Raw genomic sequence first — 25,819 nt, forward strand, 5'->3', positions numbered from 1 at the left:
TGCAAATGCTAATCTTTCTCATTTGCAGACACATGACCCTCCCCCAATGCCCCTTTCCACGCCGCTGCAACGCACCCTGTGCCTGGCACTGACGCTGCCCCTGGCAACCCTTGCCCATGCTGCCGAGTCCTCGACTACCGCGCCCAAGGACCTGGACAAGGTCGAGGTCCGCGGACGTGCACAGACGCTGTACCGGGTGGACGATGCCGCGATCGGCACCCGCACGGATACGCCGCTGGAGCTGGTCCCGCAGTCGATCCAGGTCATCCCGCGTGAACTGATCGACGACCAGGCCGCACGTCAGGTGACCGACCTCTATCGCAGCATCAGCGGCATCAGCTATTTCAGCTATGCCGGGGTGACCCTGCGCGGCTTCCGCCAGGAGAACGTGCTGTATGACGGTCTGCGCGGCGACCCGTACGCAGGATTTTCGGTGCCGCAGCTGTTCAACATCGAGCGCGTGGAAGTGCTGAAGGGGCCGGCAGGCGCGCTGTATGGCGGTGGTGATGCGGGCGGTGTCATCAACTACGTGACCCGCAAGCCGAAAGCCAGCGCCGAACGCCGCATCGAGGTCCAGCTGGGCGACAAGGACTTCCGTGCCGGATCGATCGAGGGTGCCGGGCCGTTGAATGCCGCCGGCAGCGTACGCTATCGCGCCGGGCTCTATGCCGACAGTGAAAAGGGCGTGCGCTGGAACACCGACAGCGAGAGCGTGATCGGCGACGCCTCGCTGGCCTTCGACGTCGGCCAGACCGGCGAACTGGTGCTGCAGTTCACCGACATCACCCAGAACCTTGGCGGCAACCGTCTGCGCGGCGTGCCGGTCAACGATGCAGGCACGTTCCTGACCGACCGGCGCTGGAACCACAACGAGGCCAGCGACTTCCTCGACATGCGCGCCAAGGTGGCGCTGGCGCAGTACCGTTTCGCGCCGAGCGACACTCTGGACCTGGACTTCGCCGCGCGCTGGTTCAGCAACAACGAGCACCAGATGTACCACGAGCCGATGGGCCTGATCGATCGTGACCGCGATGGCGTGGCCGAGTGGATGACCCGCCAGCTGCGCAACCAGATCCGCGACAACGAAGCATTCACTGCCAACGGCAATGCAGTCTGGCGGGTGACCACCGGCGCGGTTGAGCACAAGGTGCTGTTCGGCGCCGATGTATACCAGCTGGATGCGGATTTCACCGCACAGACCGCGAACAGCGCTGACCTTGCGCGTGGCGCTGGGCCGGTGCGCGGCATCGACCTGTTCAATCCCGTGTACGGCGCCAGTACCTGGCACGACTACAACCTGGCGGCCCTGCCCTGGCGCAGCACGTCCACCCGCAGCAAGCGCTATGGCGGCTACCTGCAGGACGAACTGGCACTGGGCACACGCTGGCATGTGCTGGCCGGGCTGCGCTGGGATGGCTTCAAGGATGAGGATCGCATCCTTGGCAGCAGTGTGGATGGCAACGATCTCAGCTGGCGGCTGGGCAGCACGTTCACCGTGCGCGAGGGCCTGAATGTCTACGCCAACATCGCCAGTGGTTTCGTGCCGCAGAGTGCCGCCAACCAGAACCCAGCCGCTGGCGGACCGTTCGATGCCGAACGCAGCAAACAGTGGGAAGTGGGCATGAAGTCGCTGCTGGCCGACCGTGTGACCTTGAACATGGCGGCCTACCGGATCGACCGCAGCAACATCGTGCAGGCCACCGGCGAGGTGATCGGTGGCGTGAACCAGCTGGCCGCGCTGGGCCTGGTACGCAGTACCGGCATGGAGCTTGACCTTCTGGCCGACCTCAGCGAGCGCTGGGTGCTGAACCTGACCTACGCCTACAATGATGCGCGGGTGAAGGACGCCGGCCCGAATGGCATCACCAACGCCTCCGGCGACCGATTCGCCAATGCGCCGCGCAACAAGCTGGGGTTGTGGACGCGTTATGACCTGCCGGCGATCAACTCCGCCATCGGTTTTGGCGCCGATCACGTCGGCGAGCGCGTCAGCCTGGATGGGCAGACGGTCAAGGCCTACACCGTGTTCGACATGAGCTGGAAGACCACGTGGAGGCAGTGGCAGTTCCAGGCCAACGTCAAGAACCTGTTCGACAAGGTGTACGCGGCCAGTGGCTTCATCGAACGCAACGGGCATTTCCCGGGCGAGCCACGGCGGGTGTATGTGCAGGCGGCCTATAGCTTCTGACGCAGGGTTGCGAACCACGATGACAGGGGGAGGTGGCAACCCACCTCCCCTCCCGGCATCAGTGCGAGCAGGCCACCAGCATCGAGCGGGTGGCCATCTGGGTGGAGGTGAAGCCGTTCTTGTTGCCCACCGCGATGGCGTTGCCGTCGTCGCCATCCTTGCTGAAGACCACATAGCCGCCTGGGCACATCTGTCCGGCCTTTTCGTAGCAGCCACTCCAGGAGCTGGAGCCGCTGCAGTCGATGGAGACGCCGCGCCGGCCATCGGGGGTAACGGTCATCTTGGCGGTGGTGCAGCCACTCAGCGCGGCCACGAACAACAACGGAACGAACAACTTCATGGGTACTCCAGGGGGTTGGGGATCAGCAGGAGGGCGCCAAGGCTGGAGTGCCCGGATTGCGCGAACCTTGCGCCGACGACCGCGTTCCTGCGTGATTACCGCCTTGCGGGTCATCGGGAAGGCACGCCATGTTCACGCAATGTTCCTGTAATACGGTGCCGGCGCGTGCCGAACCGTCCCGCCACGCCCCCTTCCTGCGCAAGCCCTGCCGATGCACATCCTGCTGATTGAAGACGAAGCCGAACTGGCCGCTACCCTGAAGTCCGCCCTGCAGCGAGAGCGCTACGTGGTGGATCTGGCCAACACGCTGGCGCTGGCCCGCGAAGCAGCCCTTTGCGGATCACACGACCTTGTATTACTGGACCGCACCCTGCCCGACGGCGACGGCCTGGGATTGATTTCGCTATTGCGTGAGCGCAACCCCGGGGTGCCGATCATCGTGCTGAGCGCGCTGGGGCAGCTGCCGGACCGCATCGCCGGCCTGGATGAGGGCGCGGACGACTATCTGGCCAAGCCCTTCGCACTCGAAGAGCTGTTCGCCCGCATCCGCGCTGCCGGGCGCCGGCCGAGCGGCATGCAGGTGGAACTGGTGAGCATCGGCCGGTTGGCGTTCGATCCGGCATCGGGCGAGGCCAGCGTGGGCGGGCAACGGCTGGAGCTGCCGCGCCGTGAGATACGTGTACTGGCCGCATTGGCCAGGCGGCTGGGCCGCACCGTGCTGCGCGAGTCGATTGAAATGGCGGTGTATGGATTCGATGACGGCATCCATTCCAACACGCTCGATTCACATGTCTCGCGTCTTCGCCGCAAGCTGGCCGATGCCGATGCAGGAGTAGAGATACACGCCATCCGCGGCGTCGGCTATCTGATGCGGGAAGCCAAATAATGGCGCGTCGTCCATCGCTGAAGCGCCCGTTGATCGTCAAAACGCTGATCTATCAGCTTCTGGCGTTGCTGGTGGCGTTCTTCGCGCTGCTGATGGTGCTGATACGTGCCGACAGCGGTGGCTACTACACCATCCAGACCTTCGCGCCGGTGGCCGCCGACGCGGTGCACCGCGACCGCAATGGCGAACTGTACGTGCAGAACACGCCGGAACTGGCCGAACTGCTGAAGATCGTTCCCGGTGCATGGTTCATTGCCGAGGATGAGCACGGCCACCACGTTACGTTCGGGCCTGTGCCGCCGGCCTATGCCTCGCTGGTAGGCGCACTGGATGGCATTCCCTTTGGCGACCTGCGCGGGCGCGACCGCAGCGATGGCCTGGCCGTCGTGGTCCGCCAGCACAGCGGGCCTGCCGGCAAGCTGACCATCATGGCCCATGGCGAGACCGATACGTTGACCTGGCAGATGGCGCTGGCGGCACACATCATCACCCTGCCGATCTTCCTGCTGCTGGGCCTGGCCACCATCGTCCTGACACCGATCATCGTGAGACGGGCCCTGGCCGGGGTGGAGCGCATCGCCCAGGAAGCCCGCAACATCTCCGCCAGCCGCCGCGGTGTCCGCCTGACAGAAACCGCTGTGCCGGTGGAGATCGCTCCGTTGGTGACGGCGGTGAATGAAGCACTGGAGCGGCTGGACGAGGGGCACGAACGGCAACGCCGCTTCATCGCCGCCGCCGCGCATGAGCTGCGCACGCCCATCGCGATTCTGAGGGTGAAGGTGGATGCGGCCGACGACGCCACCTCGCGCAGCCTGGCCGTGGAAGTGGCGCGGTTGGCGACGCTGGCAGAGCAACTGCTGGATCTGCACCGCATGGACGAAGACGGGCCGAAGGAAACCATCAACCTGGCGCGGGTGGCCAAACGGGTGGCCGCCGATCTGGCTCCGCTGTTGATCCAGTCGGACAAGACCGTAGCCGTAGCGGTGGAATCGCACTTCCCAGTGCTCGGCGAGACCGGCGCAGTGGAGCGGGTAATCTCCAACCTGGTACTGAATGCTGCCGAACATGGCGGACGCCAGATCATCGTGCGCGTTCAGGGCAGCTGCCTGGAGGTCGAGGACGACGGCCCCGGCATACCGGTCGACCAGCGCGAACGCGTTTTCGAACCCTTCCAGCGGCTGCGGCCGCGGCAGACGGGCGCGGGCCTGGGGCTGAACCTGGTGCGCCAGGTGATCGACCGCCACGGCGGCCACGTCACGATTCTGGATGCGCCTGGCGGTGGTGCATTGATCCGTATTGAGTTTCCATTGCATCCCGGCGTGACCAGCACGCCACCGCTGGAGCATTGAACACATCGCATGCACCTGTGTAACTGGCACCTGTCCATGCGTGGCCGGCAGCGAGGACAGGCAAGGTTGCGGCAATGTTCGCTGGACAGCATCGGGGTGTGGTACCTGCCGTGCCACCGCGTTCCGATCTGACAGGAAGCCTGCATGTGACCCAGGGAGCTCCTCCACCGTCCTCTTCCACGCGCACTGTGCCAACACGGAATTCGCCGGGGCTTACCGCTGCCGCATGGAATCGCCGCCCGCGCAATGGCCGCGCGCCCGGCCTGCAACATTGGCCGCGTTGGCTGCGATCAGTTCCTGATACCGAGCGCGCTGGGGTGTTGATGCGGCTATTCGGCGCTTTGTTCCTGCTGCTGCCAGGCATTGCGCTGACGGCTTCAACGTATCGGCACGCGAGCACAGCGGCAGCGGTTGCCGTGCTCCTGTTCGTTGCCGTGCATGCTGCGCTGCATGGGTTGGCGGCATGGCGCGCGGCAACCTCGCGCCCCACGCCACCACTGCTACGCGCCCTGGATGGACATGCCGCTGGGATAATGATCGCCAGTGCGCTGCTGATCGCCATCGGTGCAGGGATGGCAAAGCTGCCTGCTCCAACGCTCTTCTGGTTGGTGGCCGGCGCGGCGAGTCAACTCTGCAGTGCGCGAATGCCAGGCCACCGCCTGCGCAGTGCGCTGTTGGTTCTCGGTAGCGCTCTGCAGTTCATTGCGGTGGCGCTGCTCGCCCTTCTTGCCGCACGCTGACACAACGATAGCCCCGCAAGGTTCGCGCAACCCAGCGCATCGAGACTCGACGGCCAACCACGTCTGCCACGACAGACGTGTGTCTCTTCTGTCGCGAGGACCCCCGATGACCTGTCTTTTCTGGATGCTGCGCCGATGAGCGCCGTACCGCGCAAGCGCCGCCGTGCGCTCATCATTGCTGCCGGCCTGCTGTGCAGCGCGCTGATTCTGTTTGCATGGTTGCGGCCCGCGCCACCACCGCACCTGCAGGTTGCGCCGGTCATCCGAGGCAACATCGAACAGGTGGTGGAAGCCACTGGCACGCTGAAGCCCTCGCGACTGGTAAGCGTGGGTGCGCAGGTCTCCGGCCGCATCGATACCCTGCATGTAAAGCTGGGCGACAAGGTGAAGGCCGGCGATCCCATTGCCGATATCGATTCGCGCACCCAGCGCAATGCATTGCTGAGCGCGCAGGCCGCGCAGCGCACCGCGCGCGCCAACCGCGATGCACTGGCCACCGACCTGCGCCAGTTCGAGCTGACACTGCATCGGCAGCAGCAACTGGCGGCCTCGCAACTGGTGGCCCGCGCCGACTTCGATGCAGCCAAGGCCAAGGTCGATGCCACCCGGGAACAGATCGCTGCGCTGGACGGTGAAGTGACGCGCCGACAGACCGACGTCGATGTCGCACAGACCAATCTGGAGTTCACCCGCATCACCGCCCCCACCGACGGCACCGTGCTGGCCGTGGTCGCGCGCCAGGGGCAGACCGTGAATGCAGTGCAGAGCGCACCGACCATCGTGATGCTGGGCAACCAGGACGTGATGACGGTGTACGCTGAGATCTCCGAGGCCGACGTCGTACACACGTCTGTCGGGCAGGAGGCATTCTTCACCATTCTTGGTGATGCCGGCCGCCGCTACAGCAGTACGTTGCGGGATATCGCGCCAGCGCCGGAATCGATCACCAACGAAGACAGCTCCAGCCTCGCCGCACCGGCGGTGTCGGGTGGCAGTCGCACGGCCATGTACTACAACGGCCAGTTCGACGTGGACAACGCCGATAGCCGCCTGCGCAGCTACATGACCGCGCAGGTTCGCATCGTGCTGGGCCGCGCCAACAACGTACTGATCATTCCCTCGGCCGCATTGGGTGCACGCGCCGCCGATGGCAGCTACAGCGTGCAGGTACGCGGTGCCGACGGCCGCGCCAGCACGCGGCGCATCACCACCGGGCTGGATGACCAGATCCAGGTGGAAGTACGCGACGGGCTGAAGGAAGGCGAACAGGTCGTGCTTGCGCAGGCCAACGTCGAAGCCACCAACACGCCTGCACAACCCAAATGAGTACGACCATGACCGAGCCATTGCTGCGCGTTCGCGGCGTACGCCGTGAATTTGCCGCGGGCGAGCAGACGCTGGTGGTACTCGACGGCATCGACCTGGATATCCACCCAGGTGAACTGGTGGCCATCGTAGGCCAATCCGGTTCGGGCAAGTCCACGCTGATGAACATCCTCGGTTGCCTGGATCGCCCGTCCGCCGGCGTCTATCAGATCGCCGGGCGCGAGACCGCGCAGATGTCGCCTGATGAACTGGCCGAACTACGCCGCGAGCACTTCGGCTTCATCTTCCAGCGCTACCACCTGCTGACCGATCTGACTGCACTGAGCAATGTGGAAGTGCCGGCGATCTACGCTGGCATGCCTTCCGAGGCTCGCCATGCGCGTGCGGCCACGCTGTTGTCGCGGCTTGGCCTGGGCGAGCGCATGCAGCATCTCCCAGGCGAGCTGTCGGGTGGCCAGCAGCAACGCGTTTCGATTGCACGTGCCCTGATGAATGGTGGCGCGGTGATCTTCGCCGACGAACCTACAGGTGCGCTGGACACGCATTCCGGCAAAGAAGTGATGAAGATCCTCGGCGAACTGCACGCCGAGGGTCATACCGTGGTGCTGGTCACGCATGACATGGCCGTGGCCGAGCATGCGCAGCGCATCATCGAAATCCGCGACGGGCGGATTGTGAAAGATCGTGCAACCGGTACTGTTCTGGCAGCGGGCGTGGCGATGCCAGCCGTGCCCCAATCCATGGACAGCAGCGGCTGGCAGGCCTGGCGGGACCGGTTCTCCGAAGCCTTCCGCATGGCCCTGCGCGCGATGAACGCCCACCGCATGCGCACCTTCCTGACCATGCTCGGAATCATCATCGGCATTGCTTCGGTCGTGGCGGTAGTAGCACTGGGCACCGGCGCACGGCAAGCCATCCTGTCCAATATCTCGTCGTTGGGCACCAACACCATCGAGATCTATCCCGGCTCCGGTTTTGGCGACCTGCACTCGGCGCGGGTGGAAACACTCACTCCCGGCGACAGCGTGGCCCTTGCCCGGCAACCCTTCGTGGACAGCGCCACGCCCGGTGTTGCCACCAGCGGCACCGCCCTGCGCGGAAACCGCTCTGCCAGTGTGCAGATGCAGGGCGTCAGCGAGCAGTACTTCCGCGTGCATGGCATGAAACTGGACGAAGGCGCCTTCTTCGGGTCGCCCGGCGTAGCCGGCCGCCAGCAGGTGGCGGTAATCGACGCCAATACCCGCGCACGCCTGTTCGCCACGGACGATAGTCCAATCGGGCAGACCCTGCTGCTGGGCAATGTGCCGGTGCGCGTGGTGGGTGTGGTGAAGAAGGACGCCGGTGCGGCCGGCGATGCATCGCTGCTGCGGGTATGGCTGCCCTACACCACCGCCATGGCGCGCATGCTGGGGCAGAGCCACGTCTCCAGCATCACCGTGCGCGTCTCGGATGCGATCAGCATGGAAGCGGCGGAGCAGGCCATCGGGCGACTGCTGATGCGTCGCCACGGCAGCACCGATTTCTACATGAGCAACAACGCGCAGATCCGCAGATCCATCGAACAGACCACCGGCATCCTGACCATGATGATCAGCTCCATCGCGGCCATCGCACTGGTGGTGGGCGGGATCGGGGTAATGAACATCATGCTGGTCTCGGTGACCGAGCGAACCCGCGAGATCGGCGTGCGCATGGCAGTGGGCGCGCGCCGCAGCGACATCCTGCAGCAGTTCCTGATCGAATCGGTGCTGGTCTGCCTGCTCGGTGGCGTGCTCGGCATCGGCGTGGCCCTGGCGTTGGGCGCGGCCCTGGAGCTGGCCGATGCGGGCTTCAGCCTGGTGTTCTCCGTCAACTCAATTCTGGCTGCATTCGCGTGTTCCAGCCTGATAGGCGTTGGTTTCGGATTCCTGCCGGCACGCCGTGCCGCACGGCTCGATCCGGTGGAGGCGCTGGTCCAATAGCCAATGCATCCCCTCCAGTGACAGCAGGTTCGCGCAATGTCCGCGGTGTGTACTGCAGCTACCAAGAAATTCCGCACAGGAGCTGGACGATGTTTCCTAGAACAGAAAGAACCGCGCTACTGCTGGCAGCTGCTGCGCAGCTACTGGTGTTGATGCCCTACTCCAGCGACGCCCATGCACAGCGTGGTGACCGCTATAACCCGCACTGGGGCCAGGACTACCGCGATCGGGAACGCGATGCGTGGGAGCGGCGCGAACGTGAGCGGGATCGTGAGCGGGAACGCGAGCGCCGGCACGACGCCAAGACCGCCGGCGTGGTGGTGGGCGTGGTGGGTGCAGCGGTGGTGGCCGGAGTGATTGCCGCTGCTGCCAAACGCGAACGCGAAGTCCGCGAGCGCGCCGACTACTGCATGAATCGCTACGGCAACTACGACCGCCGCAACGATACCTATCGCGGCGCCGACGGCTACACCTATCCCTGCCGCTGACCTGTATCTCTCAAGGAAAAACCACCCATGACCAGGATCACTCTGTTGATCGCCCTGTGCACTGCCCCGTTGCTGGCCCAGGGCTCACCGACCGACCCGAAACAGGCTTACATCGACGCCACATTCACCGCCATGGATGCCAACAACGACGGACGCGTCGACAAGGCCGAGTACGCGAAATTTCAGCAGGGTCGTTTCAACAAGCAGGCCGATTCGATCGACGCCGCGTTTACCGCGATGGACAAGAACAAAGACGGCAGGATCAGCAAGGAGGAGGCCATCGTGGTGCCGGAGATCGCGAAGTACTTTGCGGGCCTGGACACCGATGGTGATGGCCATCTGTCGCTGAAGGAAATGCAACAGGCCATGGTGGCCGCTCAGACTGCAGACGCGCCAACAAAGTAAATCCAGGGCGGGGCGCTGAAGATGGATGCCCATCCGGGCGCGGTGCGGGTTGAATACACCCTCTTCCCACGTTGGCCTCCGAGGTGCCCAAGGAGGGCTATCAACGGAGTGAAGCATGAAGATTGGATTCAAGCTGTCTGTTGCTATTGCGGCTGCTGCACTGACCCTTGGAATCGGCAGTGCCTCCGCGCAGTCCCGCTGTACCCCGTGCTACACCGCCTACGAGGCCTGCCTCGCAGCGGGCAATGGCGAGAAGGTGTGCTACCCGGCATTTGCCCGCTGCCTGCGGAACAGCGGCTGCACCATCCCGTAAGTCACGCACTGCCGTGATGTGTGCCGGCCCCCATTTCGGGGGCTGGCATTGGTGCTTCTCGAAAGGTGCTCCTCGCTCCTCACGGTATCAGTCTGCATTTCCGCTGGCCGGCCAAGCCGAGCATGCACGCAGAATACTCATCCACCATATCGGTAGCACAATGCGACCGGCGCATCTGCGCGGCGGCGTGCGGACCCGGTGCTCAGCCCCTGACACCCTTTGCCGTCCTTTGCAGTGCCAACTCTGCCAGGTGACAGTACCAGGCGGCAGATCGTCCCAATTCAGGTATCCTTGCGCGCAGTCAGCCACGCCTTCATGCGGCCGCTGCGGCGCAGCATCGTCGTTGCCGACGAACACGCGATTCACCATGGATGTTTCAACGTAGTCACAGGGGAAAATGGATGAAGAAGTTCCTGTTCGCGGCGATCATCGCCGTGTCGCTGGTAGGTTGCACCACCAATCCGCCGCTCAACTTCTCGGTCCCGAATGTCGGGGTCAGCAGCAAGAAGATTGATGGCGAGTTGAAGTCGTTGACGGTCACGCTGGCACGTCCGGATGAAGCCAAGGGCAAGATCCCCGCGCAGGCCCAGCACGAAGTGCCGCAGATGTGGCAGAACGCGTTGACCGAAGCACTGAACAAGATGGCGGTGTTCCGCGACGACGCGCCGGTGAAATTGAGCCTGTCGGTGAAGATCCTGGCGATCGACATTCCCAGCTTCGGTGCATCGATGACCACCAAGACGATCGCCCGCTACGAGCTGATCGATCGTGCAACGGGCAGCATCGTCTACACCCAGGATGTCAGCGCGTCCGGCGAAGTTCCGTTCAACTACGCCTTCGCAGGTGTGATCCGTGCCCGTGAGTCGATCAGCCGCTCGGCCCAGAACAACATCGCCCAGTTCCTGCAGGCCCTGGAGACAGTGGATATCTCCAAGCCGATGTTCCCGAACAAGCAGGAAGCGCCGTGAAGCGCCTGCTGCTGGCCGTATCCGCTGCTGTGATACTGACGGCATGCGCACCAAATGTGCGCACGGACAGCTACTCCATCGGTTCGGTGGGACAGGTCAATCGCACCGTCAGCGGCACGGTCATCAGCGTCCGTGCGGTCAGTATTGACGGCTCACAGGGCGGTGGTGCCGTTGCCGGCGCTGCGGCTGGCGGCGTGGCCGGCTCCACCATCGGTGGCAGCGACCAGGCAGCGGCCATCGGTGCCATTGGCGGCCTGGTGGTAGGCGCGATTGCCGGTGCAGCCTCCGAACGCGCACTTTCGCAGGCCAAGGGCCTGGAATACGTGGTGCAGACGGAGAACGGCAATCTGATGACAGTTGTACAAGGCCCCGATCCGGTATTCAGCACCGGCATGCGGGTGCTGGTGCTGTATGGGTCACCCTCGCGGATCATTGCCGATCCACGCCAGCAGAAGTCGGCCCCGTAAACGCGGCGATGCCCCTTTCATGGGGCATCGCTCTGCTGCGGCGCGATTTCAACCCATCCGCACCGCGTGACTCTCGCGAGCCTGCACTTCGATATCCTGCTGGCGCTGCATGACCGCCTGCTGCCGCTCCAGGCTGGCGGCTTCCATCTGCTGCAACGACTGCGCAACCGGCGTATGTACTGCTACATCCGTGGGCATTGAAACGCGCAGGTGGGCGGGATCGTTCGCGGAGCGAGGCAGCGCTCCACATGCGTTGCCTGCAGCACTGCGGGTATTGCCGTGGGCTCCGGAACGCTGCGGGGTGCGCGGGCCAGGTCGACCACGCTCGGCGCTACGCTTCAGGCCTCAGCCGTCGCTGTCCGTGCTTCTATGGCCGCGATAGTTTTCACCCCACTCGCGCATGGCCAGCAGCACCGGAACCAGCGTGCGCCCGAACTCGGAAAGCTCGTACTCCACCTTCGGTGGTACCTCGGCATAGACATGACGGATCACCACCCCGTCGGCTTCCAGTTCGCGCAGCTGGCTGGTCAGCATGGACTGGGTGGCGTTGGGCACCCGCCGTGTCAGCTCCATGAAACGACGCTTGCCCGTCATCAGGTGAAAGAGGATGACAGGCTTCCACACGCCCCCCATGACCGACAGCGTGACTTCCACGGCGCACCCGCTCTTGCCGTCCCAACGCTTGCTACGCATGCATACTCCGAAAAACCATAGTACCTACGGAAAATCATCGTTCTTGTTGCAATAGTGGTGCGAGCCTAGCATGGCCCCATTCCTTGAATGTGAGGCCCAGCATGACGTTCAAAGCACTGCTCACCCGCAAGACGAACAACCAGGTTTCGACCGAGCTGGTCGATTTTGATGAAGCCGATCTGATGGACGGCGACGTCCTGGTGGACGTCGAGTACTCCACGCTCAACTACAAGGACGCACTGGCGCTCACCAATTCGCGCCCGGTCATCCAGAGATTCCCGCTCATTCCCGGCATCGACCTGTCCGGTGTAGTGCTGGAGTCGAGCAATGCCGATTTCCAGCCCGGTGACCGTGTCGTGTTGAATGGCTGGGACCTGAGCATGGGCCACCATGGCGGCCTGGCACAGCGTGCCCGCGTGCGTGGCGAATGGCTCAACCGGATTCCCGGCAACCTGACCACCCGCGATGCCATGGCCATCGGTACCGCCGGCTACACCGCCATGCTGTGCGTGCTGGCACTGGAAGACGCCGGCGTGACGCCTGACAAGGGCGATGTGCTGGTCACCGGCGCCAACGGTGGCGTCGGCTCGATTGCGGTAGCGATCCTTTCAAAGCTGGGCTATCGCGTGGTGGCCGCCACCGGACGCCCGGAACACGCCGAGTACCTGCACAGCCTGGGTGCCGCCGAGATCATCGATCGCGCGCAGCTTTCAGAACCACGCGACCGGCCGGTGAGCGCCGAACGCTGGGCCGGCGTGGTGGATGTGGCCGGTGGCCCTACCCTCGTCAACGCGATTGCCGAGACGAAGTACCGCGGTGCCGTCGCTGCCTGTGGTCTGGCGCAGAGCGATGCACTGCACGGCTCGGTGCTGCCCTTCATCCTCCGCAACGTGACCCTTGCCGGCGTGGATTCGGTAAATGCGCCGCAGGATGTTCGCCAGCGTGCGTGGGACCGGCTTGCCACCGACCTGGATCCGCAGAAGCTTGAAAGCACGGTGCAGCTGATTGGGCTTGCCGACGTGCTTGAGGTCTACGAGCAGATCATTCCGGGCAGGGTGCGTGGGCGGATTGTCGTGGATGTGAATGCCTGAGGAAGTTTCCTCAGCGCATTCCATCCGGCGACGAATGGTGAACACGTCGTGAAACCATGCGAGCGGCAGCGGTCGCTTGCCACTGCCGCTCGCATACGCTCAGGTTTCCGCCGACTGTGGACACCGCCATGTCAATGACTGCACTCGCACTTGCGACCGCTCTTTCCGGCCTGCCCGACATTACCTGGGAGCGCGAGCGCGGCGAAGATGCACACCAGCTGATGCTCTGCCAGATCCATCGCGATGAGCTGATGCAGGATGACGCCAAGAACGATGCCTACCAGCGCGCCAAGGCGGTATGCGATCTTCTGGCGCGCGAGTACAGGAACAAATGGGATTTCGATGCGCAGGAGGCATTGGCAGCATCGGCAGTGGATCTGGATGAGCTGATCCGGCGGGGAGACCTGGTTGAGGTGCCTCCCACGAGGCGGGACCGCGTCTACGAGTGATTCCGTGCTGGCAGGCGCTGGCACCTGGAGTTGCCGCAGGCCAACCGGGTCCAGTGCCAATCGGCGCGGCTAGCGGATGCGACTCCGCGCCAGTGCCAGGCGCCTGATCTCGTCTGGCAGAAGGACGACGCCGTCTTCCATCTCGATGCGCATCTGCGAGACATCACCCTCGTGCCCCTGCATTGCAGCGGTCACCAGAATCTTCAGTGCATCCGTGCGGATATCGTAGCCGCCGACGGTGTGCTTCAAGGTACCCACACTGTTCCAGTCGATTTCCATGAGCAGCGTCCACATCCACAGGCTTCATGCTGGCAACGGCCTTCGCTTACGTCAATGAATCCGGTTGCACGGCCGACCATGAAAGGAAAGGCCACGCGCGTCGTCAAGGCCCCTTATCATGGAGGGGTAAGGGCTCTGCAAGCCCAGTTGACGTACGCAAGGCAGTATCTGGATGTCTATGGAATGGCGCCCCTCGGGTTGGGGCCTACGTGTGACCCGCTCGCCGGACTGGCGGCTGCGACTTGACGGCGAACATGCTGAGCTTTTGATTGAAGGCCGCCAGTACCGGCAGCACGTGGCTGACGACGAGCGCGTGCAGGTCATCCCAGGACTCTTCTGGGCCAAAGTCGTCCTGCAGACCCAGGCCGACGGCGTGCTGACCATGGATGGACTGCCCAACGGCCAGGCTTCCCGGCTTGCGGCAGCGCTGCAGCAGGTGCGCTTTGTGGGTACCACGCGAGGGCGCAAGGCACTGTTCGACACGATTCTGGAGCAGATCCAGTCGTGGCTGTCCGAAGCAGACGCCCTCATCGACCGGAGCAGCACCGGCCGCCGCTGGATCACGCACGAGCAGCAGCAGATGCTGCTGGCCGGGCGCCCCGCCCTGCCGCTCCCGCCGCGCGAGCTGGAACAATTGTTCCTGGATGAGGATGTGCATGAGGACCTGCATTCGCCCAGCCACCGTGCAGCACTGGACGCCCTGCACGACTGGCAGCTGGACTGGCCCACCGCCTGGGCCGACGCCAACGCAACCATGGCAGCGCGCGAGCGGGTACTGGCCAAGGATTTCCTGGACCGGGTCGAGAGCAAGCCGCTGACCGACGAACAGGCCCGCGCCGTCATCTGCTTCGACAACCGCGTGCAGGTCGTGGCTGCGGCCGGCTCTGGCAAGACCTCCACGATGGTCGCCAAGGCCGCCTATGCCATCGATCGCGGATTTGTCGAGCCCGAACGGATCGTGATGCTCGCCTTCAACAAGGATGCCGCCAGGGAGCTTGAAGAGCGCGCACAGCGTTCCTTCGACCGATTGGGCATGGGTGATATCACGATTGAGGCACGGACCTTCCATGCACTCGGCCTGGCCATCGTCGCCAAGGCCACCGGCCGCAAGCCCGACATCCCCGAATGGGCCATTGACGCCACGCTGGGCTTCAACAAGCTGGCCGAACTGGTGGACGACCTGAAGGATCGCTCGACCCACTTCCGCACCCAATGGGACATGTTCCGCCTGGTGTTCGGGCGCGACCTGCCGCCATTCGGCGCGGAAATGGAGGCCGACGGCTACGACCGCGATGGCACGCCCTACATCCGCACCCTGCAGGGTGAGCGGGTGAAGAGCCTGGAAGAATGCGTGATCGCCGACTGGCTGTTCTACAACGGCGTGACGTACGACTACGAGCGACGCTACGAATTTGATACGGCGACCGACACCCATCGCCAGTATCGTCCGGACTTCTACTATCCGGACGCAGGGCTGTATCACGAGCACTTTGCGCTGGATGCCGATGGACAGCCGCCGAAGCACTTTGCCAACTACAGCGAAGGGATGCACTGGAAGCGCCAGCAGCATGTGGCGCGCGGCACCGCGCTGGTCGAGACGACGTCGTTTGGCCTGCGCAGTGGACATGCCCTGCTGGACCTCGCAGAGAAGCTTGGCGAGTCTGATGTTGAACTCGACCCGAACCCGGACCGTGAGTTGCCGGATCAGGGCGCCAAGCCGATGCCGGACGCGGACCTGATCGGCTTGATGCGCACCTTCATTGCCCACGCCAAGAGCAACTGCCTGACGCTGGACGATATGGCCGCCCGCCTGCGGCAGATGCCCGAGGATCAGTTCAAGGAGCGACACCGTCGCTTCCTGGAAATTGCAGGGCCGGTTTTCCAGGCCTGGGACAACGCACTGGCTGACGAGCGCGGCATCGACTTCGAGGACATGCTCAACATGGCGGCTGGGCTGCTGGAACAGGGCCACTATGAATCACCCTACGAACTGGTGATGGCCGATGAGTTCCAGGACGCATCACGCGCCCGTGCGCGCCTCTGCCGCGCCTTGGTCAGCCAACCGGGCCGCTATCTGTTTGCGGTGGGCGATGACTGGCAATCGATCAATCGCTTCGCCGGTGCCGACGTTTCGGTGATGACCGGATTCCGCGAGTGGATGGGGCACCGCCAGGTGCTGAAGCTCGAGCAGACATTCCGCTGCCCACAGGCGCTCTGTGATGCTTCCAGTCACTTCGTCAGCAGGAACCCCGCACAGATCGTCAAGGAGGTTCGTTCTACTACACCGGCTATGGGCCCGGTGCTGCAGGCGTTCCAGATGAATCGACGCGAGGAGCTGCAGGATGGCGTTCGCCAGCATCTCGCCAAGCTGCATCAGCAGTTGTTGTCCGGAGCGGTGCCGCAAGGGCGCAACGGACGCGTGACGGTCTTCATCCTGGGGCGCTACCGCGCCGATCGCAGCGCGATGCCTTCGGATTGGAAGACAGCCTTCGGCAGCACGATGGACGTGGAGTTCCTCACGGTCCATCGGTCGAAGGGACGCGAGGCGGACTACGTGATCCTGCCGGGCATGATCAACCGTAGCTTCCCGAGCCTGCGCGCGGATGACCCGGTGCTTTCCCTGGCAATGCCGGATGGGGATACCTACCCATTGAGCGAAGAACGGCGGTTGTTCTATGTCGCGCTGACGCGTGCGCGGCGCTCGGTCGCCATGTTCACCCTGCAAGGGAAGCACTCGCCGTTCCTGGACGAGCTGGTGAAGGACGGGGCGGTGGAAGTGACCGCGATTTCAGGCGCGGCGATCCACGAAGATCGCTGCCCGGTGTGCAAGGTAGGTGTGTTTGTGGACCGCATTGGGCCGCATGGGGCCTTCCGGTCGTGCTCGAGCTATCCGTTGTGCCACAGCAAGCCGAAGGGTGGGCGTCGGGGATGAATGCGCCCCGCTCCATCCACATATGCCTGCATCAGCGCACACAGGTACCGTCTCGGTTTCGCCCCCCGGCGTGATGCGCGCCATGGCGTTTCCGGAAACGAAAAAGCCCCGGCAGGACCGAGGCTTTTGTCTGGATGTTGGCAAGGTTGCAGGGTATCGAAAGGCCCCCACACGTCCCCGCCGCGCCCTGCTACGGGATAATGCAGCCGTTCAGACGCAAGCATTGCATATAGTTCCGGGTACAGATACTCAAGTCTGTACCTGACGCCTCGCATGCAATGTATTGGACCTCGCAGACGGAACAAGGGCCAGGTGCCTTCGCCGTAGCGCTACTGATTCCAAAGGTCAACGCACAGGCCGCAACCGCAACAGAAAGCTTGAATCCAATCTTCATGCCATGACTCCGTTGGTCGCCCTCCTTGGGCATCCGAAGCCTAGCGCGGGTGCCTGGCACATTCAAATTGCCTGGCGCCAACATAGGCGCTTGTGCACCTGGAACGATTGCCATCCTTGAATGAAGTAATTCCCTGTTGCCAGAGGAATGCATCGGTTTATTCGTTCACCTGACCCTAGTGACCGGATGGCTGTTCAGCAAGGGGCTTGGATAAAAAAAAGCCCCTATTTCCAGGGGCTCTTCTGAACATCATGGCGGAGAGAGTGGGATTCGAACCCACGGAAGGTTTAACCCTTCGCCGGTTTTCAAGACCGGTGCCTTAAACCGCTCGGCCATCTCTCCAATCGGGGTCCCGGTCGCCCGGGCAGCGGCGTATTCTCGCACGTGAAGGGCATTTGCCCAAGACCACCTTGCCCCTGCCCTTCGCATCCGGCACGGTGGGGGCCTTCACCGCACTCGGAGCCGCCATGGCCCATCTCGATCTGGCCAACCTGCGCACCTGCCTGCTGGACGATACCCAGCTGGCCGCAGTGGCCCTGCACCGCGCCTTCGCCGGGCACTTGCCGGTCAGCAGCGGGCATCTGGTGGTCTGCGATCCGCTGGTCCAGGCCGAGGCGCCTGCGCTGGCCGACTACACCGCCCCGCTGGGCCGGCATCCGGTTGAGATCATCGTGCACAGCGGCCGCCCGGCGCTGGCCGTGGTCTGGTTCAAGCCCCGCGAAGCCCTCACTGCGTCTGCCCTGCACTGGCAGATGGCGCGCTGGACCACGCAGGACCTGACCGGACTGGATGAGGACAGCTTCATCGGCTACCCGGTCGACGCCGGCATCGGCTGCTTCATGGATACCGACACCCAGCAGGCACTGCTGGCCCTGATCGAACAGGCCGATGGCGACGAAGGCAGCGAGTGGTCTGATGCACTGATCGACCATGACGGCCTGGATGAGGGCGCCGAATACCGCCCCTGGGGCGAGGACTCACCGCATGGCCTGGTCGTATTCACCAGCGGCTGGGGCGACGGCGTCTATCCCAGCTACTGGGCGCTGGATACGTCCGGCATTCCGGTCGCTCTGGTCACCGATTTCCTGTGCATCCAGGGCGGTGATGGGCGCGACGAGCGCGAGATCGCCGACCAGGCCTATCGCGACAGTCTTCCGCCCGAAGAAGCCGAAGCACTGGCACGACTGGTAGCGGCGGTGGAACGCGATGATGCGAACGCACTGCGCGACCTGCTGAAGGATGCGCCACAGCGCGCCAACCAGATCGAACCCGGTTGCGGCGGCACCGCCGTGTTCGAGGCGATCCGTCTGGACCGCCCAGAGGCGTTGCGGGTGCTGCTGCAAGGCGGCGCGTTGCCGGCAATGCCCGAGCGGCTGCACATGAGCAAGGTGACCAGCTACCTGGACTACGCGCGCTTCCTGAAGAAGCCACGCAGCGCGGAACTGATGGCGGTGCTGGAAGCACCGGTCATTGCCGAGCCCACACCCGCCGCACCGCCGCGGCGCAGCTTCTGGGACCGGCTGTTCGGCCGGAATTGACCGGGGCCGGAAAGCAGCAACGCCGGGCATGGCCCGGCGCTACCGTTTCACAGATTGGCGGTGCAGGTGTGGGTAGGTGCCTCAGCCCGCGTCCACCGCCAACGCGCCCAGCGCACTGGCCCTGATCCGCTCCTTGGCCTTTTCACAGGCGCCACCGCAATCAAGGCGCGAGGCCTCCAGCTGCGGCGGCAGGTGCTCGGCCAGGAAGTCGATGAACACGCGCACCGCCGGCAGCAGGCCGCGGCGCGAGGCGAACACCGCATGGCACACGCCCTGCGGCAGCGACCAGTCCGGCAGCACCACTTCCAGTTCGCCATTGCGTACCGCATCGGCGCACACGGTTTCCGGCAGCATGGTGATGCCGAAACCGTCCTTCACCATGCTCTGCAGCAGCGGGAAGTCGAAACCGGCCACGCGCGGCTGCAGGTCAACCCGGCGAACCTCACCTTCCGGGCCATGCAGTTCCCAGCGCTGGCGTGCTTCGTCTTCGCTGATGCTGAGGGTGACGTGCTGGGTCAGCTCTTCCGGGTCCTTGGGCCGACCGGCGCGGTCCAGGTACTTCGGGCTGGCCACCAGCAGTTCCTGCACCTGGCCGAAGCTGCGCATCACCAGGCTGCCATCGTCGTCCAGGCGCGAACGCACGCGCAGGGCCACGTCGTAGCCTTCGTTGATGATGTCCACGCGGCGGTTGCTGATGTTCAGCTGCAGGCGCACCTTCGGGTACTGCTCAAGGAACTTGGGCAGCAGCTTGGGCAGCTGCATCTGCGCCAGCGACACCGGCACGCTGGCACGCACCACGCCGCGCGGTTCCGCGCTGAGGCGGTCCACCACTTCGCGTGCGGCCTGTGCCTCGGCCAGCATTGTCTGCGCGTGGCGGTGCACGCTGGTGCCGACATCGGTGACGGCGAAACGGCGCGTGGAGCGCTGCAGCAGGCGTACACCGAGGTCGGTTTCCAGCTGGCTGATGCGGCGGCTCAGGCGCGACTTGGGAATACCCAGTGCGCGCTCGGCGGCGGCGAACCCGCCGTGGTCGACCACCATCGCGAAGTAGTACAGATCATTCAGGTCATGCATGCCCGAGTTCCATATCTAGAACAATACGTGGCATTCAACCACCTTTATTCCGTCTTTGCAACAACCTATCGTTCTCTCCGTCGGCGGCAAGCCCGCCACCTCTCCCGAACATAGGTACTGCCATGAAGCTTCTGCACATCGACGCCAGCGTGCTTGGCGACAACTCCGTCTCCCGCCACCTGACCGCCGCCGTGGTGGCCCAGTTCACGCAGCAGATCGACGGCCTGCAGGTTGATTATCGCGATCTTGACGCCAATCCGGTACCGCATCTGCGTAGCGGATCGCTTGCCAAGACCGACGCTGCCGAAGCCGCCGATGCTGAACAGGTGCTCGAGCAGTTCCTGGCGGCCGACATCGTGGTGATCGGCGCGCCGATGTACAACTTCAGCATTCCGTCCACCCTGAAGGCGTGGATCGACCGCGTGGCCGTGGCCGGCCGCACCTTCAAGTACACCGAGAACGGCCCGGTAGGCCTGGCCGGTGGCAAGCGGGTGATCATCGCCAGCAGCCGTGGCGGCATCTACACCGATTCGCCCGCGGACTTCCAGGAGCCGTTCCTGCGCCAGACGTTTGCCTTCTGGGGCATCAACGATGTCGAGTTCGTACGCGCCGAAGGCATCGCCTACTCGCCGCAGCACCGCGAAGACGCCATTGCCGGCGCACTGGCTGCGCTGCCGTCGCACGAAGCGGCCGAAGCCGCCGCTGCATAAGCGTTCCAGCGTTCGGCGCCGCTCTCTCCTCGTCTGGGCGCTGAACGCGGGCCGGGATCCCCTCCCCCATCCCGGCCCACCCTGGCGGCCCCGCTTTGCGGGGCCGTTTTTTTGTATCTGGCCTGAGCGGTGCGCCATCCACGCATGGCGTGGATCTACTGCACGTGCATCGGTAGATCCACGCCATGCGTGGATGCAGCGCCATGCATAACACTCATCAGAACGTTAGGCTGAGTCATGAACTACATCGTGACCACTGCACACCGCAGCGAATTTCCGTACCCGATCACCCTGCGCCGTGGCCAGGCAATGGTGGTGGGCGAACGTTATGAAGGCCCGGAGGGCTGGGAAGACTGGTTCCTGTGCGAAGCCGAAGGGCAGCAGCCTGGATTCGTGCCGGCGCCTGTAATCGGCCGCGACGCGCAGGGTGGCGCATTTGCCACGGAGGACTACTGCGCTCGGGAACTGGATGTGGATCCCGGGCAGGTGGTGCGCGGGGAGCGCACGCTCAATGGCTGGGCGTGGTGTGTGCCGGCGACGGGCGAACCGGGATGGGTGCCGTTGGAGAAGCTGCGCGCTGTGGAGTGATCACGGTGGTTCATCCACGCATGGCGTGGATCTACTGGGGCATCGGTGAATTCATGCCGGGCACGTGCAACATCCTCCAGTAGATCCACGCCATGCGTGGATTCGGTGCCATGCAAGCATGGCACCCACCAGAGCCGCAGCGGTGCCATGCAAGCATGGCACCCACCAGAGCCGCAGCAGTGCCATGCAAGCATGGCACCCACCAGAGCCGCAGCAGTGCCATGCAAGCATGGCACCCACCAGAGCCGCAGCAGTGCCATGCAAGCATGGCACCCACCAGAGCCGCAGCAGTGCCATGCAAGCATGGCACCCACCAGAGCCGCAGCAGTGCCATGCAAGCATGGCACCCACCAGAGCCACAGCGGTGCCATGCAAGCATGGCACCCGCCCGATCAGGAAATCAGGCGATGGTTTCCAGGCCGCCCATGTACGGGCGCAGGGCCTCCGGCACGGTGATGCTGCCGTCGGCGTTCTGGTAGTTCTCCATCACCGCGATCATCGCGCGGCCAACCGCCACGCCCGAGCCGTTCAGCGTGTGCGCCAGTTCCGGCTTGCCAGTGGCCGGGTTGCGCCAGCGGGCCTGCATGCGGCGGGCCTGGAAATCACCACAGTTCGAGCACGAGGAAATCTCGCGATAGGTCTCCTGCGACGGCAGCCAGACTTCCAGGTCGTAGGTCTTCACCGCCGAGAAGCCCATGTCGCCGGTGCACAGCAGCACCTTGCGGTACGGCAGGCCCAGCTTTTCCAGCACCACTTCGGCGCAGCGGGTCATGCGCTGGTGTTCGGCGTCGCTGTCTTCCGGGCGGCTGATCGAGACCAGCTCGACCTTCTCGAACTGGTGCTGGCGGATCATGCCGCGTACGTCGCGGCCGCCGCTGCCGGCCTCGGAACGGAAGCACAGCGAGTGGGCGGTCATGCGCAGCGGCAGGCGCTCAGCGTCGAGGATCTCGTCGCGGGCGATGTTGGTCAGCGAAATTTCCGAGGTCGAGATCAGATAACGCTTCTGTTCACCCAGTTGGGTGATGAACATGTCCTCTTCAAACTTGGGCAGCTGACCGGTGCCGTACAGGCTGTCGGCATTGACGATCACCGGCACGTTGGTCTCCTGGTACTCATGCTCCCCGCTGTGCAGGTCGAGCATGAACTGGGCCAGGGCACGGTGCAGGCGCGCGATCGGGCCGCGCAGCACGGTGAAGCGCGAGCCGGACAGCTTGGCGGCTGTCTCGCCATCGAGCCACTTGTTGCGGGCGCCCAGCTCGACGTGGTCGAGCACCTTGAAGTCGAACTGGCGCGGGGTACCCCAGCGCGCCTGCTCCACGTTGTCGTTCTCGTCGGCACCGGCCGGCACGTCATCGGCCGGAAGGTTCGGAATGCCCATCGAGATCGCTTCGATCTTCTCGCGCAGCTCATCCAGGGCCACTTCCGAGGCCTTCAGCTCGTCGGCGAAGGCAGCGACCTCGGCCATGATGGCCGAGACGTCCTCGCCCTTGGCCTTGGCCTGGCCGATGGCCTTGGAACGGCTGTTGCGCAGGCTCTGCAGCTCCTGGGTCCGCACCTGGATGCGCTTGCGATCGGCCTCCAGGGACTCCAGGGCAGACACGTCGAGCTCGAAGCCGCGGCTGGTGCGCAGGCGTTCGGCGAGGTCGGCGGGCTGGTGGCGGAGCAGGGCTGGATCAAGCATGGCAGGTGTCGTGGTGGGTATCAGGGATGGGATTATCGCTTGTTATACGGATTTCTGCCGCCCGGTTCATTCCCGGCGTGGCAGAATCGGGCTATTCCGTACTGGTCCGGTCCATGTCTGCACCCCGCTCGTCGTCCGCCAAGTCGTTCACTGTGCATATCCCGCGCAACGCCCTGAAGATCGCCGGCATCGCCTTCGGCGTGGGCGTGCTGCTGTTCGTGCTGGTCTGGCTGACCGGCCGTGACAAGGAGTTCTTCCGCGCCGACCCGGCCGCGCAGACCCCGCAGGAAACCGCCCAGGTCGAGCCCCTGCCGGAACCGTTGGCCGCTGCGGCTGGTTCCAGCGACATGCCCGATGCCAAGCCGGCCCCGGTCGAGGAAGAAGCGCCGAAGCTGGTCGAAACCGCTCCGCCACCGCCCGCCCCCATCGCTGAAGCGGCCCCGGCTGCACCGGGCCCTGCGCCCGCCGCCGGCGGCAACAGCCAGCCGATGCCGATCGCCGGCCAGTCGCCGCCACCGTCCTATCCCGCCGCCGCCCTGCGCGCCGGTGAAACCGGCACCGTGGTGGTACGCGTGGATGTGGACGCCACCGGCTATCCGAACAACGCGACGGTGATCCAGCGCAGCGGCTCACGCGACCTCGACCGTGCCGCCACCGACGCCGTGCGCCGCTGGCGCTTCACCCCGGCGCAGAGCAATGGCCAGGCCGTGCCCGGCAGCATTGAAGTGCCGTTCGACTTCAAGACGCAGTAACTGAACGCTTCCCGGCAGGCAAACTGAACCCTGCCGGTGGCGTTGACGCAACGCTGACACTTCCCGTCCATGGCTCGCGCAACACTTCCCACGTCGTCCATTGACGGAAGGAGTTAGCGATGACTGCCACCACCCACGAAGACCTTCATTCGCCGCAGCTGCAGCAGGATTCAAGCGTGCAGCACAAGCCCACGTCGCCCTGGATGTGGATCGCGCTGATCGTGGCGATGTTTGCAGCCGCCCTGCTGTGGCTGCGTCATTCCAACCAGGAAGATGTGGCGCCAGCACCGGTCGGCGAGCGCATGCTGCCTGCCCCTGAGCAGGCCGCGGCAACCGATGCAGCGGCGCCCGCCGCGCGCCAGGCCGCACCGGCCTCCAGCCAGCACAAGGCGGCGCCGGTGCTGCGTAATCGCGAAGCGCGCCCGTTGGCCAACAACCGCATGCCCACCTACCCCGCCGCCGCACTGCGCAGTGGCGTACAGGGCAGCGTGATCGCCAGCCTGAATGTTGATACCCGCGGCAACGTCGCCAACGCTGCGATCGTTTCGCGCAGCGGCGAGCGCAGCCGCGACCTGGATCGTGCGGTGCTGAACACCGTGCAGAACTGGAAGTTCCAGCCCGCGGTGCATGACGGCCGCGCAGTAGCAAGCGTGGTGCGGGTCCCAGTGGATTTCCGTACCGAGCAGCGTTGATCGCGGACGAGGGGTTCGTGATGTTTCGACGGAGGCTTCGGCCTCCGTCCTTTTATGCGGGAAAGCGTGCCGACCAAAGTCGGCACCTACCAAGGCGCGCGATCTGCTGGGCAGGGCCCGGCGGACGCGGTGACGATCAGGCTAGGTTGAACCCGGCGCTGCGCGCCAGGCCATCGAAATCCGGGAAGGACGTGGCGACGTTGGCGATGTCGTTGATGCGCACTTCGCCATCGCTGATCTGGCCGGCGATGGCAAAGGCCATGGCGATGCGGTGGTCACCGTGGCTTTCGATGGTGCCGCTGCCCAGGCGCACACCGCCGTGCAGGGTGGCGCCGTCTTCGGTTTCGTCCACCTGCATGCCCAGCGCGCGCAGGCCGGTGGCCATGGCGGCCAGGCGGTCGGATTCCTTCACCCGCAGCTCGGCCGCACCGCTCACCACGGTCTGGCCTTCGGCGGCGGCAGCGGCCACGAACAGCGCCGGGAACTCGTCGATCATGTCCGGCACCAGTTCCTCCGGAATGCGTGCACCCTTCAGCGGCGCGTAGCGCACCACCAGATCGGCCACCGGTTCACCGCCCTGCTCGGCCGGGTTCTCTTCGGTGATGTCCGCGCCCATCAAGCGCAGCGCATGCAGCAGACCGGTGCGGCGCGGGTTCAGGCCGACCTGCTTCAGGCGCAGCTCGGAGCCCGGAATGATGCTGGCAGCCACCAGATAGAACGCGGCGGAGGAAAAATCGGCCGGCACCACGATATCCGTCGCGCGCAGGCGCTGGCCGCCACGCAGGCGGGCCTTGCCCGGCGAGAATTCGATGTCCACGCCGAACGCCGACAACATGCGTTCGGTGTAGTCGCGGGTCGGGTGCGGTTCCAGCACGCTGGTTTCGCCCTGCGCGTACAGACCTGCCAACAGCACCGCCGACTTGATCTGCGCGCTGGCCACCGGCGAGGCGAAGTCGATGCCATGCAGCGATTGCCCGCCATGCACGTGCAGCGGCGGCGTGCCATCGCTTTCGGTGTCGATCTTCGCGCCCATCTGCGACAGCGGGCCGGTCACGCGGCGCATCGGGCGGCCGGACAGCGACTCATCGCCGATCAGCGTGCAGTCGAACGCCTGGCCTGCCAGCAGGCCGGCCAGCAGGCGCATGCCGGTGCCGGCGTTGCCGCAGTCCAGCGGCGCATCCGGGGCCTGCAGGCCGTCGATACCGACGCCGTGCACGATGCGCTGCGACGGGCTGGGCGTTTCGATGCGCACGCCGAGCTGGCTGAAGATGCGCGCAGTGGCGCGGGTGTCTTCGCCTTCCAGGAAGCCTTCGATATGCGAGGTACCATCGGCCAGCGCGGCGAACATCACCGAGCGGTGCGAGACCGACTTGTCGCCGGGAATGGTCAGGCTGCCCTGCAGCGGCTGGCCCTTGCGGGCGATCCAGTGTTGCACGTTGCTCATCGTTCGATCATTCCGTAAACGCCGGCAGCGCCGGCGATGCATCAGGGAGCGGCGGCCGTGGCCGCCGCAGC

The 25,819-nt window shown here is 64.8% G+C and carries 26 protein-coding genes and 1 tRNA gene; 20 read left to right on the forward strand and 7 right to left on the reverse strand.

Annotated features, from left to right (window positions below):
- Positions 1–46: 46 nt before the first annotated feature.
- Positions 47–2,188 carry a TonB-dependent siderophore receptor gene (locus AC13GF_RS08410; RefSeq protein WP_483004318.1) on the forward strand — a complete coding sequence of 714 codons (2,142 nt, stop codon included), beginning with the start codon at positions 47–49 and terminating at the stop codon, positions 2,186–2,188.
- A 58-nt stretch (positions 2,189–2,246) separates the two neighbouring features.
- On the opposite strand, the gene AC13GF_RS08415 is transcribed toward AC13GF_RS08410, so the two are convergent.
- Complete coding sequence (locus tag AC13GF_RS08415) at positions 2,247–2,528, reverse strand: hypothetical protein (protein ID WP_126927577.1); 282 nt, start codon at positions 2,526–2,528, stop codon at positions 2,247–2,249.
- A gap of 211 nt (positions 2,529–2,739) precedes the next feature.
- On the opposite strand from AC13GF_RS08415, the gene AC13GF_RS08420 reads away from it, so the two are divergent.
- From AC13GF_RS08420 to AC13GF_RS08470, 11 genes are all read left to right on the forward strand, one after another.
- Positions 2,740–3,414: a response regulator transcription factor gene (locus AC13GF_RS08420; RefSeq protein WP_483004319.1), complete on the forward strand. Its 675-nt coding sequence runs from the start codon at positions 2,740–2,742 to the stop codon at positions 3,412–3,414.
- Entirely contained in the window at positions 3,414–4,763 is a 1,350-nt protein-coding gene (locus tag AC13GF_RS08425) for a sensor histidine kinase (RefSeq protein ID WP_483004320.1), read from the forward strand. Before AC13GF_RS08420 ends, AC13GF_RS08425 begins: the two co-directional genes overlap by 1 nt.
- A 341-nt stretch (positions 4,764–5,104) precedes the next feature.
- Entirely contained in the window at positions 5,105–5,503 is a 399-nt protein-coding gene (locus tag AC13GF_RS08430; RefSeq protein WP_483004321.1) for a hypothetical protein, read from the forward strand.
- 135 nt (positions 5,504–5,638) lie between these two features.
- The gene (locus AC13GF_RS08435; RefSeq protein ID WP_483004322.1) at positions 5,639–6,829 is read left to right on the forward strand and encodes an efflux RND transporter periplasmic adaptor subunit; all 1,191 of its coding nucleotides are present in this window, start codon (positions 5,639–5,641) and stop codon (positions 6,827–6,829) included.
- Complete coding sequence (locus AC13GF_RS08440) at positions 6,826–8,790, forward strand: MacB family efflux pump subunit (protein ID WP_483004323.1); 1,965 nt, start codon at positions 6,826–6,828, stop codon at positions 8,788–8,790. Before AC13GF_RS08435 ends, AC13GF_RS08440 begins: the two co-directional genes overlap by 4 nt.
- An 89-nt stretch (positions 8,791–8,879) precedes the next feature.
- Positions 8,880–9,278 carry a hypothetical protein gene (locus AC13GF_RS08445; RefSeq protein WP_483004324.1) on the forward strand — a complete coding sequence of 133 codons (399 nt, stop codon included), beginning with the start codon at positions 8,880–8,882 and terminating at the stop codon, positions 9,276–9,278.
- A gap of 27 nt (positions 9,279–9,305) precedes the next feature.
- Positions 9,306–9,683, forward strand: coding sequence for an EF-hand domain-containing protein (locus tag AC13GF_RS08450; protein ID WP_483004325.1), 378 nt, complete (start codon positions 9,306–9,308; stop codon positions 9,681–9,683).
- A gap of 115 nt (positions 9,684–9,798) precedes the next feature.
- Positions 9,799–9,996 carry a hypothetical protein gene (locus AC13GF_RS08455; protein ID WP_032128612.1) on the forward strand — a complete coding sequence of 66 codons (198 nt, stop codon included), beginning with the start codon at positions 9,799–9,801 and terminating at the stop codon, positions 9,994–9,996.
- Positions 9,997–10,397: 401 nt separating this feature from the next.
- Positions 10,398–10,964, forward strand: coding sequence for a putative periplasmic lipoprotein (locus AC13GF_RS08460; protein ID WP_071227578.1), 567 nt, complete (start codon positions 10,398–10,400; stop codon positions 10,962–10,964).
- Positions 10,961–11,431, forward strand: a complete 471-nt coding sequence (locus tag AC13GF_RS08465; RefSeq protein ID WP_483004326.1) for an outer membrane lipoprotein — start codon at positions 10,961–10,963, stop codon at positions 11,429–11,431. Before AC13GF_RS08460 ends, AC13GF_RS08465 begins: the two co-directional genes overlap by 4 nt.
- A 66-nt stretch (positions 11,432–11,497) precedes the next feature.
- Positions 11,498–11,632 (forward strand): hypothetical protein, encoded by a 135-nt coding sequence (locus AC13GF_RS08470; RefSeq protein WP_483004327.1) that lies wholly within the window; start codon positions 11,498–11,500, stop codon positions 11,630–11,632.
- Between the two features lie 144 nt (positions 11,633–11,776).
- Here AC13GF_RS08470 and AC13GF_RS08475 read toward each other — a convergent pair whose 3' ends face one another.
- Positions 11,777–12,124: a winged helix-turn-helix transcriptional regulator gene (locus AC13GF_RS08475; protein WP_483004328.1), complete on the reverse strand. Its 348-nt coding sequence runs from the start codon at positions 12,122–12,124 to the stop codon at positions 11,777–11,779.
- Between the two features lie 101 nt (positions 12,125–12,225).
- On the opposite strand from AC13GF_RS08475, the gene acuI reads away from it, so the two are divergent.
- Complete coding sequence (gene acuI, locus AC13GF_RS08480) at positions 12,226–13,215, forward strand: acrylyl-CoA reductase (NADPH) (RefSeq protein ID WP_483004329.1); 990 nt, start codon at positions 12,226–12,228, stop codon at positions 13,213–13,215.
- Positions 13,216–13,331: 116 nt separating this feature from the next.
- Entirely contained in the window at positions 13,332–13,664 is a 333-nt protein-coding gene (locus tag AC13GF_RS08485) for a hypothetical protein (RefSeq protein WP_483004330.1), read from the forward strand.
- A gap of 69 nt (positions 13,665–13,733) precedes the next feature.
- Here AC13GF_RS08485 and AC13GF_RS08490 read toward each other — a convergent pair whose 3' ends face one another.
- On the reverse strand, positions 13,734–13,958 hold the full coding sequence (locus AC13GF_RS08490) for a hypothetical protein (protein WP_483004331.1): 225 nt from the start codon (positions 13,956–13,958) through the stop codon (positions 13,734–13,736).
- A gap of 163 nt (positions 13,959–14,121) precedes the next feature.
- Between AC13GF_RS08490 and AC13GF_RS08495 the strand changes: the two genes are divergently transcribed.
- Positions 14,122–16,875, forward strand: coding sequence for a UvrD-helicase domain-containing protein (locus AC13GF_RS08495; RefSeq protein WP_483004530.1), 2,754 nt, complete (start codon positions 14,122–14,124; stop codon positions 16,873–16,875).
- A gap of 646 nt (positions 16,876–17,521) precedes the next feature.
- Here AC13GF_RS08495 and AC13GF_RS08500 read toward each other — a convergent pair.
- Positions 17,522–17,611: transfer RNA gene (locus tag AC13GF_RS08500), tRNA-Ser, on the reverse strand.
- A gap of 125 nt (positions 17,612–17,736) precedes the next feature.
- Between AC13GF_RS08500 and AC13GF_RS08505 the strand changes: the two genes are divergently transcribed.
- On the forward strand, positions 17,737–18,807 hold the full coding sequence (locus tag AC13GF_RS08505; RefSeq protein WP_483004332.1) for a DUF4241 domain-containing protein: 1,071 nt from the start codon (positions 17,737–17,739) through the stop codon (positions 18,805–18,807).
- An 81-nt stretch (positions 18,808–18,888) separates the two neighbouring features.
- Here the strand turns inward: AC13GF_RS08505 and AC13GF_RS08510 are convergent, their stop codons facing one another.
- Positions 18,889–19,881 carry a LysR family transcriptional regulator gene (locus tag AC13GF_RS08510; RefSeq protein ID WP_049449057.1) on the reverse strand — a complete coding sequence of 331 codons (993 nt, stop codon included), beginning with the start codon at positions 19,879–19,881 and terminating at the stop codon, positions 18,889–18,891.
- Positions 19,882–20,003: 122 nt separating this feature from the next.
- Between AC13GF_RS08510 and AC13GF_RS08515 the strand changes: the two genes are divergently transcribed.
- Both AC13GF_RS08515 and AC13GF_RS08520 read left to right on the forward strand, forming a co-directional pair.
- Positions 20,004–20,591 carry an FMN-dependent NADH-azoreductase gene (locus tag AC13GF_RS08515; protein ID WP_149908594.1) on the forward strand — a complete coding sequence of 196 codons (588 nt, stop codon included), beginning with the start codon at positions 20,004–20,006 and terminating at the stop codon, positions 20,589–20,591.
- 237 nt (positions 20,592–20,828) lie between these two features.
- Positions 20,829–21,179: an SH3 domain-containing protein gene (locus AC13GF_RS08520; RefSeq protein WP_483004333.1), complete on the forward strand. Its 351-nt coding sequence runs from the start codon at positions 20,829–20,831 to the stop codon at positions 21,177–21,179.
- Positions 21,180–21,579: 400 nt separating this feature from the next.
- On the opposite strand, the gene serS is transcribed toward AC13GF_RS08520, so the two are convergent.
- Positions 21,580–22,860, reverse strand: a complete 1,281-nt coding sequence (gene serS, locus AC13GF_RS08525; RefSeq protein ID WP_483004334.1) for a serine--tRNA ligase — start codon at positions 22,858–22,860, stop codon at positions 21,580–21,582.
- Between the two features lie 113 nt (positions 22,861–22,973).
- Here serS and AC13GF_RS08530 point away from each other — a divergent pair, with 113 nt between their 5' ends.
- Both AC13GF_RS08530 and AC13GF_RS08535 read left to right on the forward strand, forming a co-directional pair.
- The gene (locus AC13GF_RS08530; protein ID WP_126927613.1) at positions 22,974–23,612 is read left to right on the forward strand and encodes an energy transducer TonB; all 639 of its coding nucleotides are present in this window, start codon (positions 22,974–22,976) and stop codon (positions 23,610–23,612) included.
- A gap of 119 nt (positions 23,613–23,731) precedes the next feature.
- Entirely contained in the window at positions 23,732–24,304 is a 573-nt protein-coding gene (locus tag AC13GF_RS08535; RefSeq protein WP_126927614.1) for an energy transducer TonB, read from the forward strand.
- A 136-nt stretch (positions 24,305–24,440) separates the two neighbouring features.
- Here AC13GF_RS08535 and aroA read toward each other — a convergent pair whose 3' ends face one another.
- Positions 24,441–25,748 carry a 3-phosphoshikimate 1-carboxyvinyltransferase gene (aroA, locus tag AC13GF_RS08540; RefSeq protein ID WP_483004335.1) on the reverse strand — a complete coding sequence of 436 codons (1,308 nt, stop codon included), beginning with the start codon at positions 25,746–25,748 and terminating at the stop codon, positions 24,441–24,443.
- Positions 25,749–25,819: the final 71 nt, after the last annotated feature.

This window comes from Stenotrophomonas sp. 22LJNL06-5-1, from assembly GCF_056861455.1.

Excerpts from the sequence above, each read along its gene's own strand:
- AC13GF_RS08520 (WP_483004333.1), top strand. The coding sequence starts at position 20,829 with ATGAACTACATCGTGACCACTGCACACCGCAGCGAATTTCCGTACCCG.
- AC13GF_RS08505 (WP_483004332.1), top strand. The coding sequence starts at position 17,737 with ATGGCCCATCTCGATCTGGCCAACCTGCGCACCTGCCTGCTGGACGAT.
- AC13GF_RS08455 (WP_032128612.1), top strand. The coding sequence starts at position 9,799 with ATGAAGATTGGATTCAAGCTGTCTGTTGCTATTGCGGCTGCTGCACTG.
- AC13GF_RS08515 (WP_149908594.1), top strand. The coding sequence starts at position 20,004 with ATGAAGCTTCTGCACATCGACGCCAGCGTGCTTGGCGACAACTCCGTC.
- AC13GF_RS08535 (WP_126927614.1), top strand. The coding sequence starts at position 23,732 with ATGACTGCCACCACCCACGAAGACCTTCATTCGCCGCAGCTGCAGCAG.
- AC13GF_RS08445 (WP_483004324.1), top strand. The coding sequence starts at position 8,880 with ATGTTTCCTAGAACAGAAAGAACCGCGCTACTGCTGGCAGCTGCTGCG.
- AC13GF_RS08440 (WP_483004323.1), top strand. The coding sequence starts at position 6,826 with ATGAGTACGACCATGACCGAGCCATTGCTGCGCGTTCGCGGCGTACGC.
- AC13GF_RS08510 (WP_049449057.1), bottom strand. The coding sequence starts at position 19,881 with ATGCATGACCTGAATGATCTGTACTACTTCGCGATGGTGGTCGACCAC.
- acuI (WP_483004329.1), top strand. The coding sequence starts at position 12,226 with ATGACGTTCAAAGCACTGCTCACCCGCAAGACGAACAACCAGGTTTCG.
- AC13GF_RS08435 (WP_483004322.1), top strand. The coding sequence starts at position 5,639 with ATGAGCGCCGTACCGCGCAAGCGCCGCCGTGCGCTCATCATTGCTGCC.
- AC13GF_RS08410 (WP_483004318.1), top strand. The coding sequence starts at position 47 with ATGCCCCTTTCCACGCCGCTGCAACGCACCCTGTGCCTGGCACTGACG.
- AC13GF_RS08450 (WP_483004325.1), top strand. The coding sequence starts at position 9,306 with ATGACCAGGATCACTCTGTTGATCGCCCTGTGCACTGCCCCGTTGCTG.
- AC13GF_RS08415 (WP_126927577.1), bottom strand. The coding sequence starts at position 2,528 with ATGAAGTTGTTCGTTCCGTTGTTGTTCGTGGCCGCGCTGAGTGGCTGC.
- serS (WP_483004334.1), bottom strand. The coding sequence starts at position 22,860 with ATGCTTGATCCAGCCCTGCTCCGCCACCAGCCCGCCGACCTCGCCGAA.
- AC13GF_RS08475 (WP_483004328.1), bottom strand. The coding sequence starts at position 12,124 with ATGCGTAGCAAGCGTTGGGACGGCAAGAGCGGGTGCGCCGTGGAAGTC.
- AC13GF_RS08495 (WP_483004530.1), top strand. The coding sequence starts at position 14,122 with ATGGAATGGCGCCCCTCGGGTTGGGGCCTACGTGTGACCCGCTCGCCG.
- AC13GF_RS08460 (WP_071227578.1), top strand. The coding sequence starts at position 10,398 with ATGAAGAAGTTCCTGTTCGCGGCGATCATCGCCGTGTCGCTGGTAGGT.
- AC13GF_RS08420 (WP_483004319.1), top strand. The coding sequence starts at position 2,740 with ATGCACATCCTGCTGATTGAAGACGAAGCCGAACTGGCCGCTACCCTG.
- aroA (WP_483004335.1), bottom strand. The coding sequence starts at position 25,748 with ATGAGCAACGTGCAACACTGGATCGCCCGCAAGGGCCAGCCGCTGCAG.
- AC13GF_RS08530 (WP_126927613.1), top strand. The coding sequence starts at position 22,974 with ATGTCTGCACCCCGCTCGTCGTCCGCCAAGTCGTTCACTGTGCATATC.
- AC13GF_RS08490 (WP_483004331.1), bottom strand. The coding sequence starts at position 13,958 with ATGTGGACGCTGCTCATGGAAATCGACTGGAACAGTGTGGGTACCTTG.
- AC13GF_RS08425 (WP_483004320.1), top strand. The coding sequence starts at position 3,414 with ATGGCGCGTCGTCCATCGCTGAAGCGCCCGTTGATCGTCAAAACGCTG.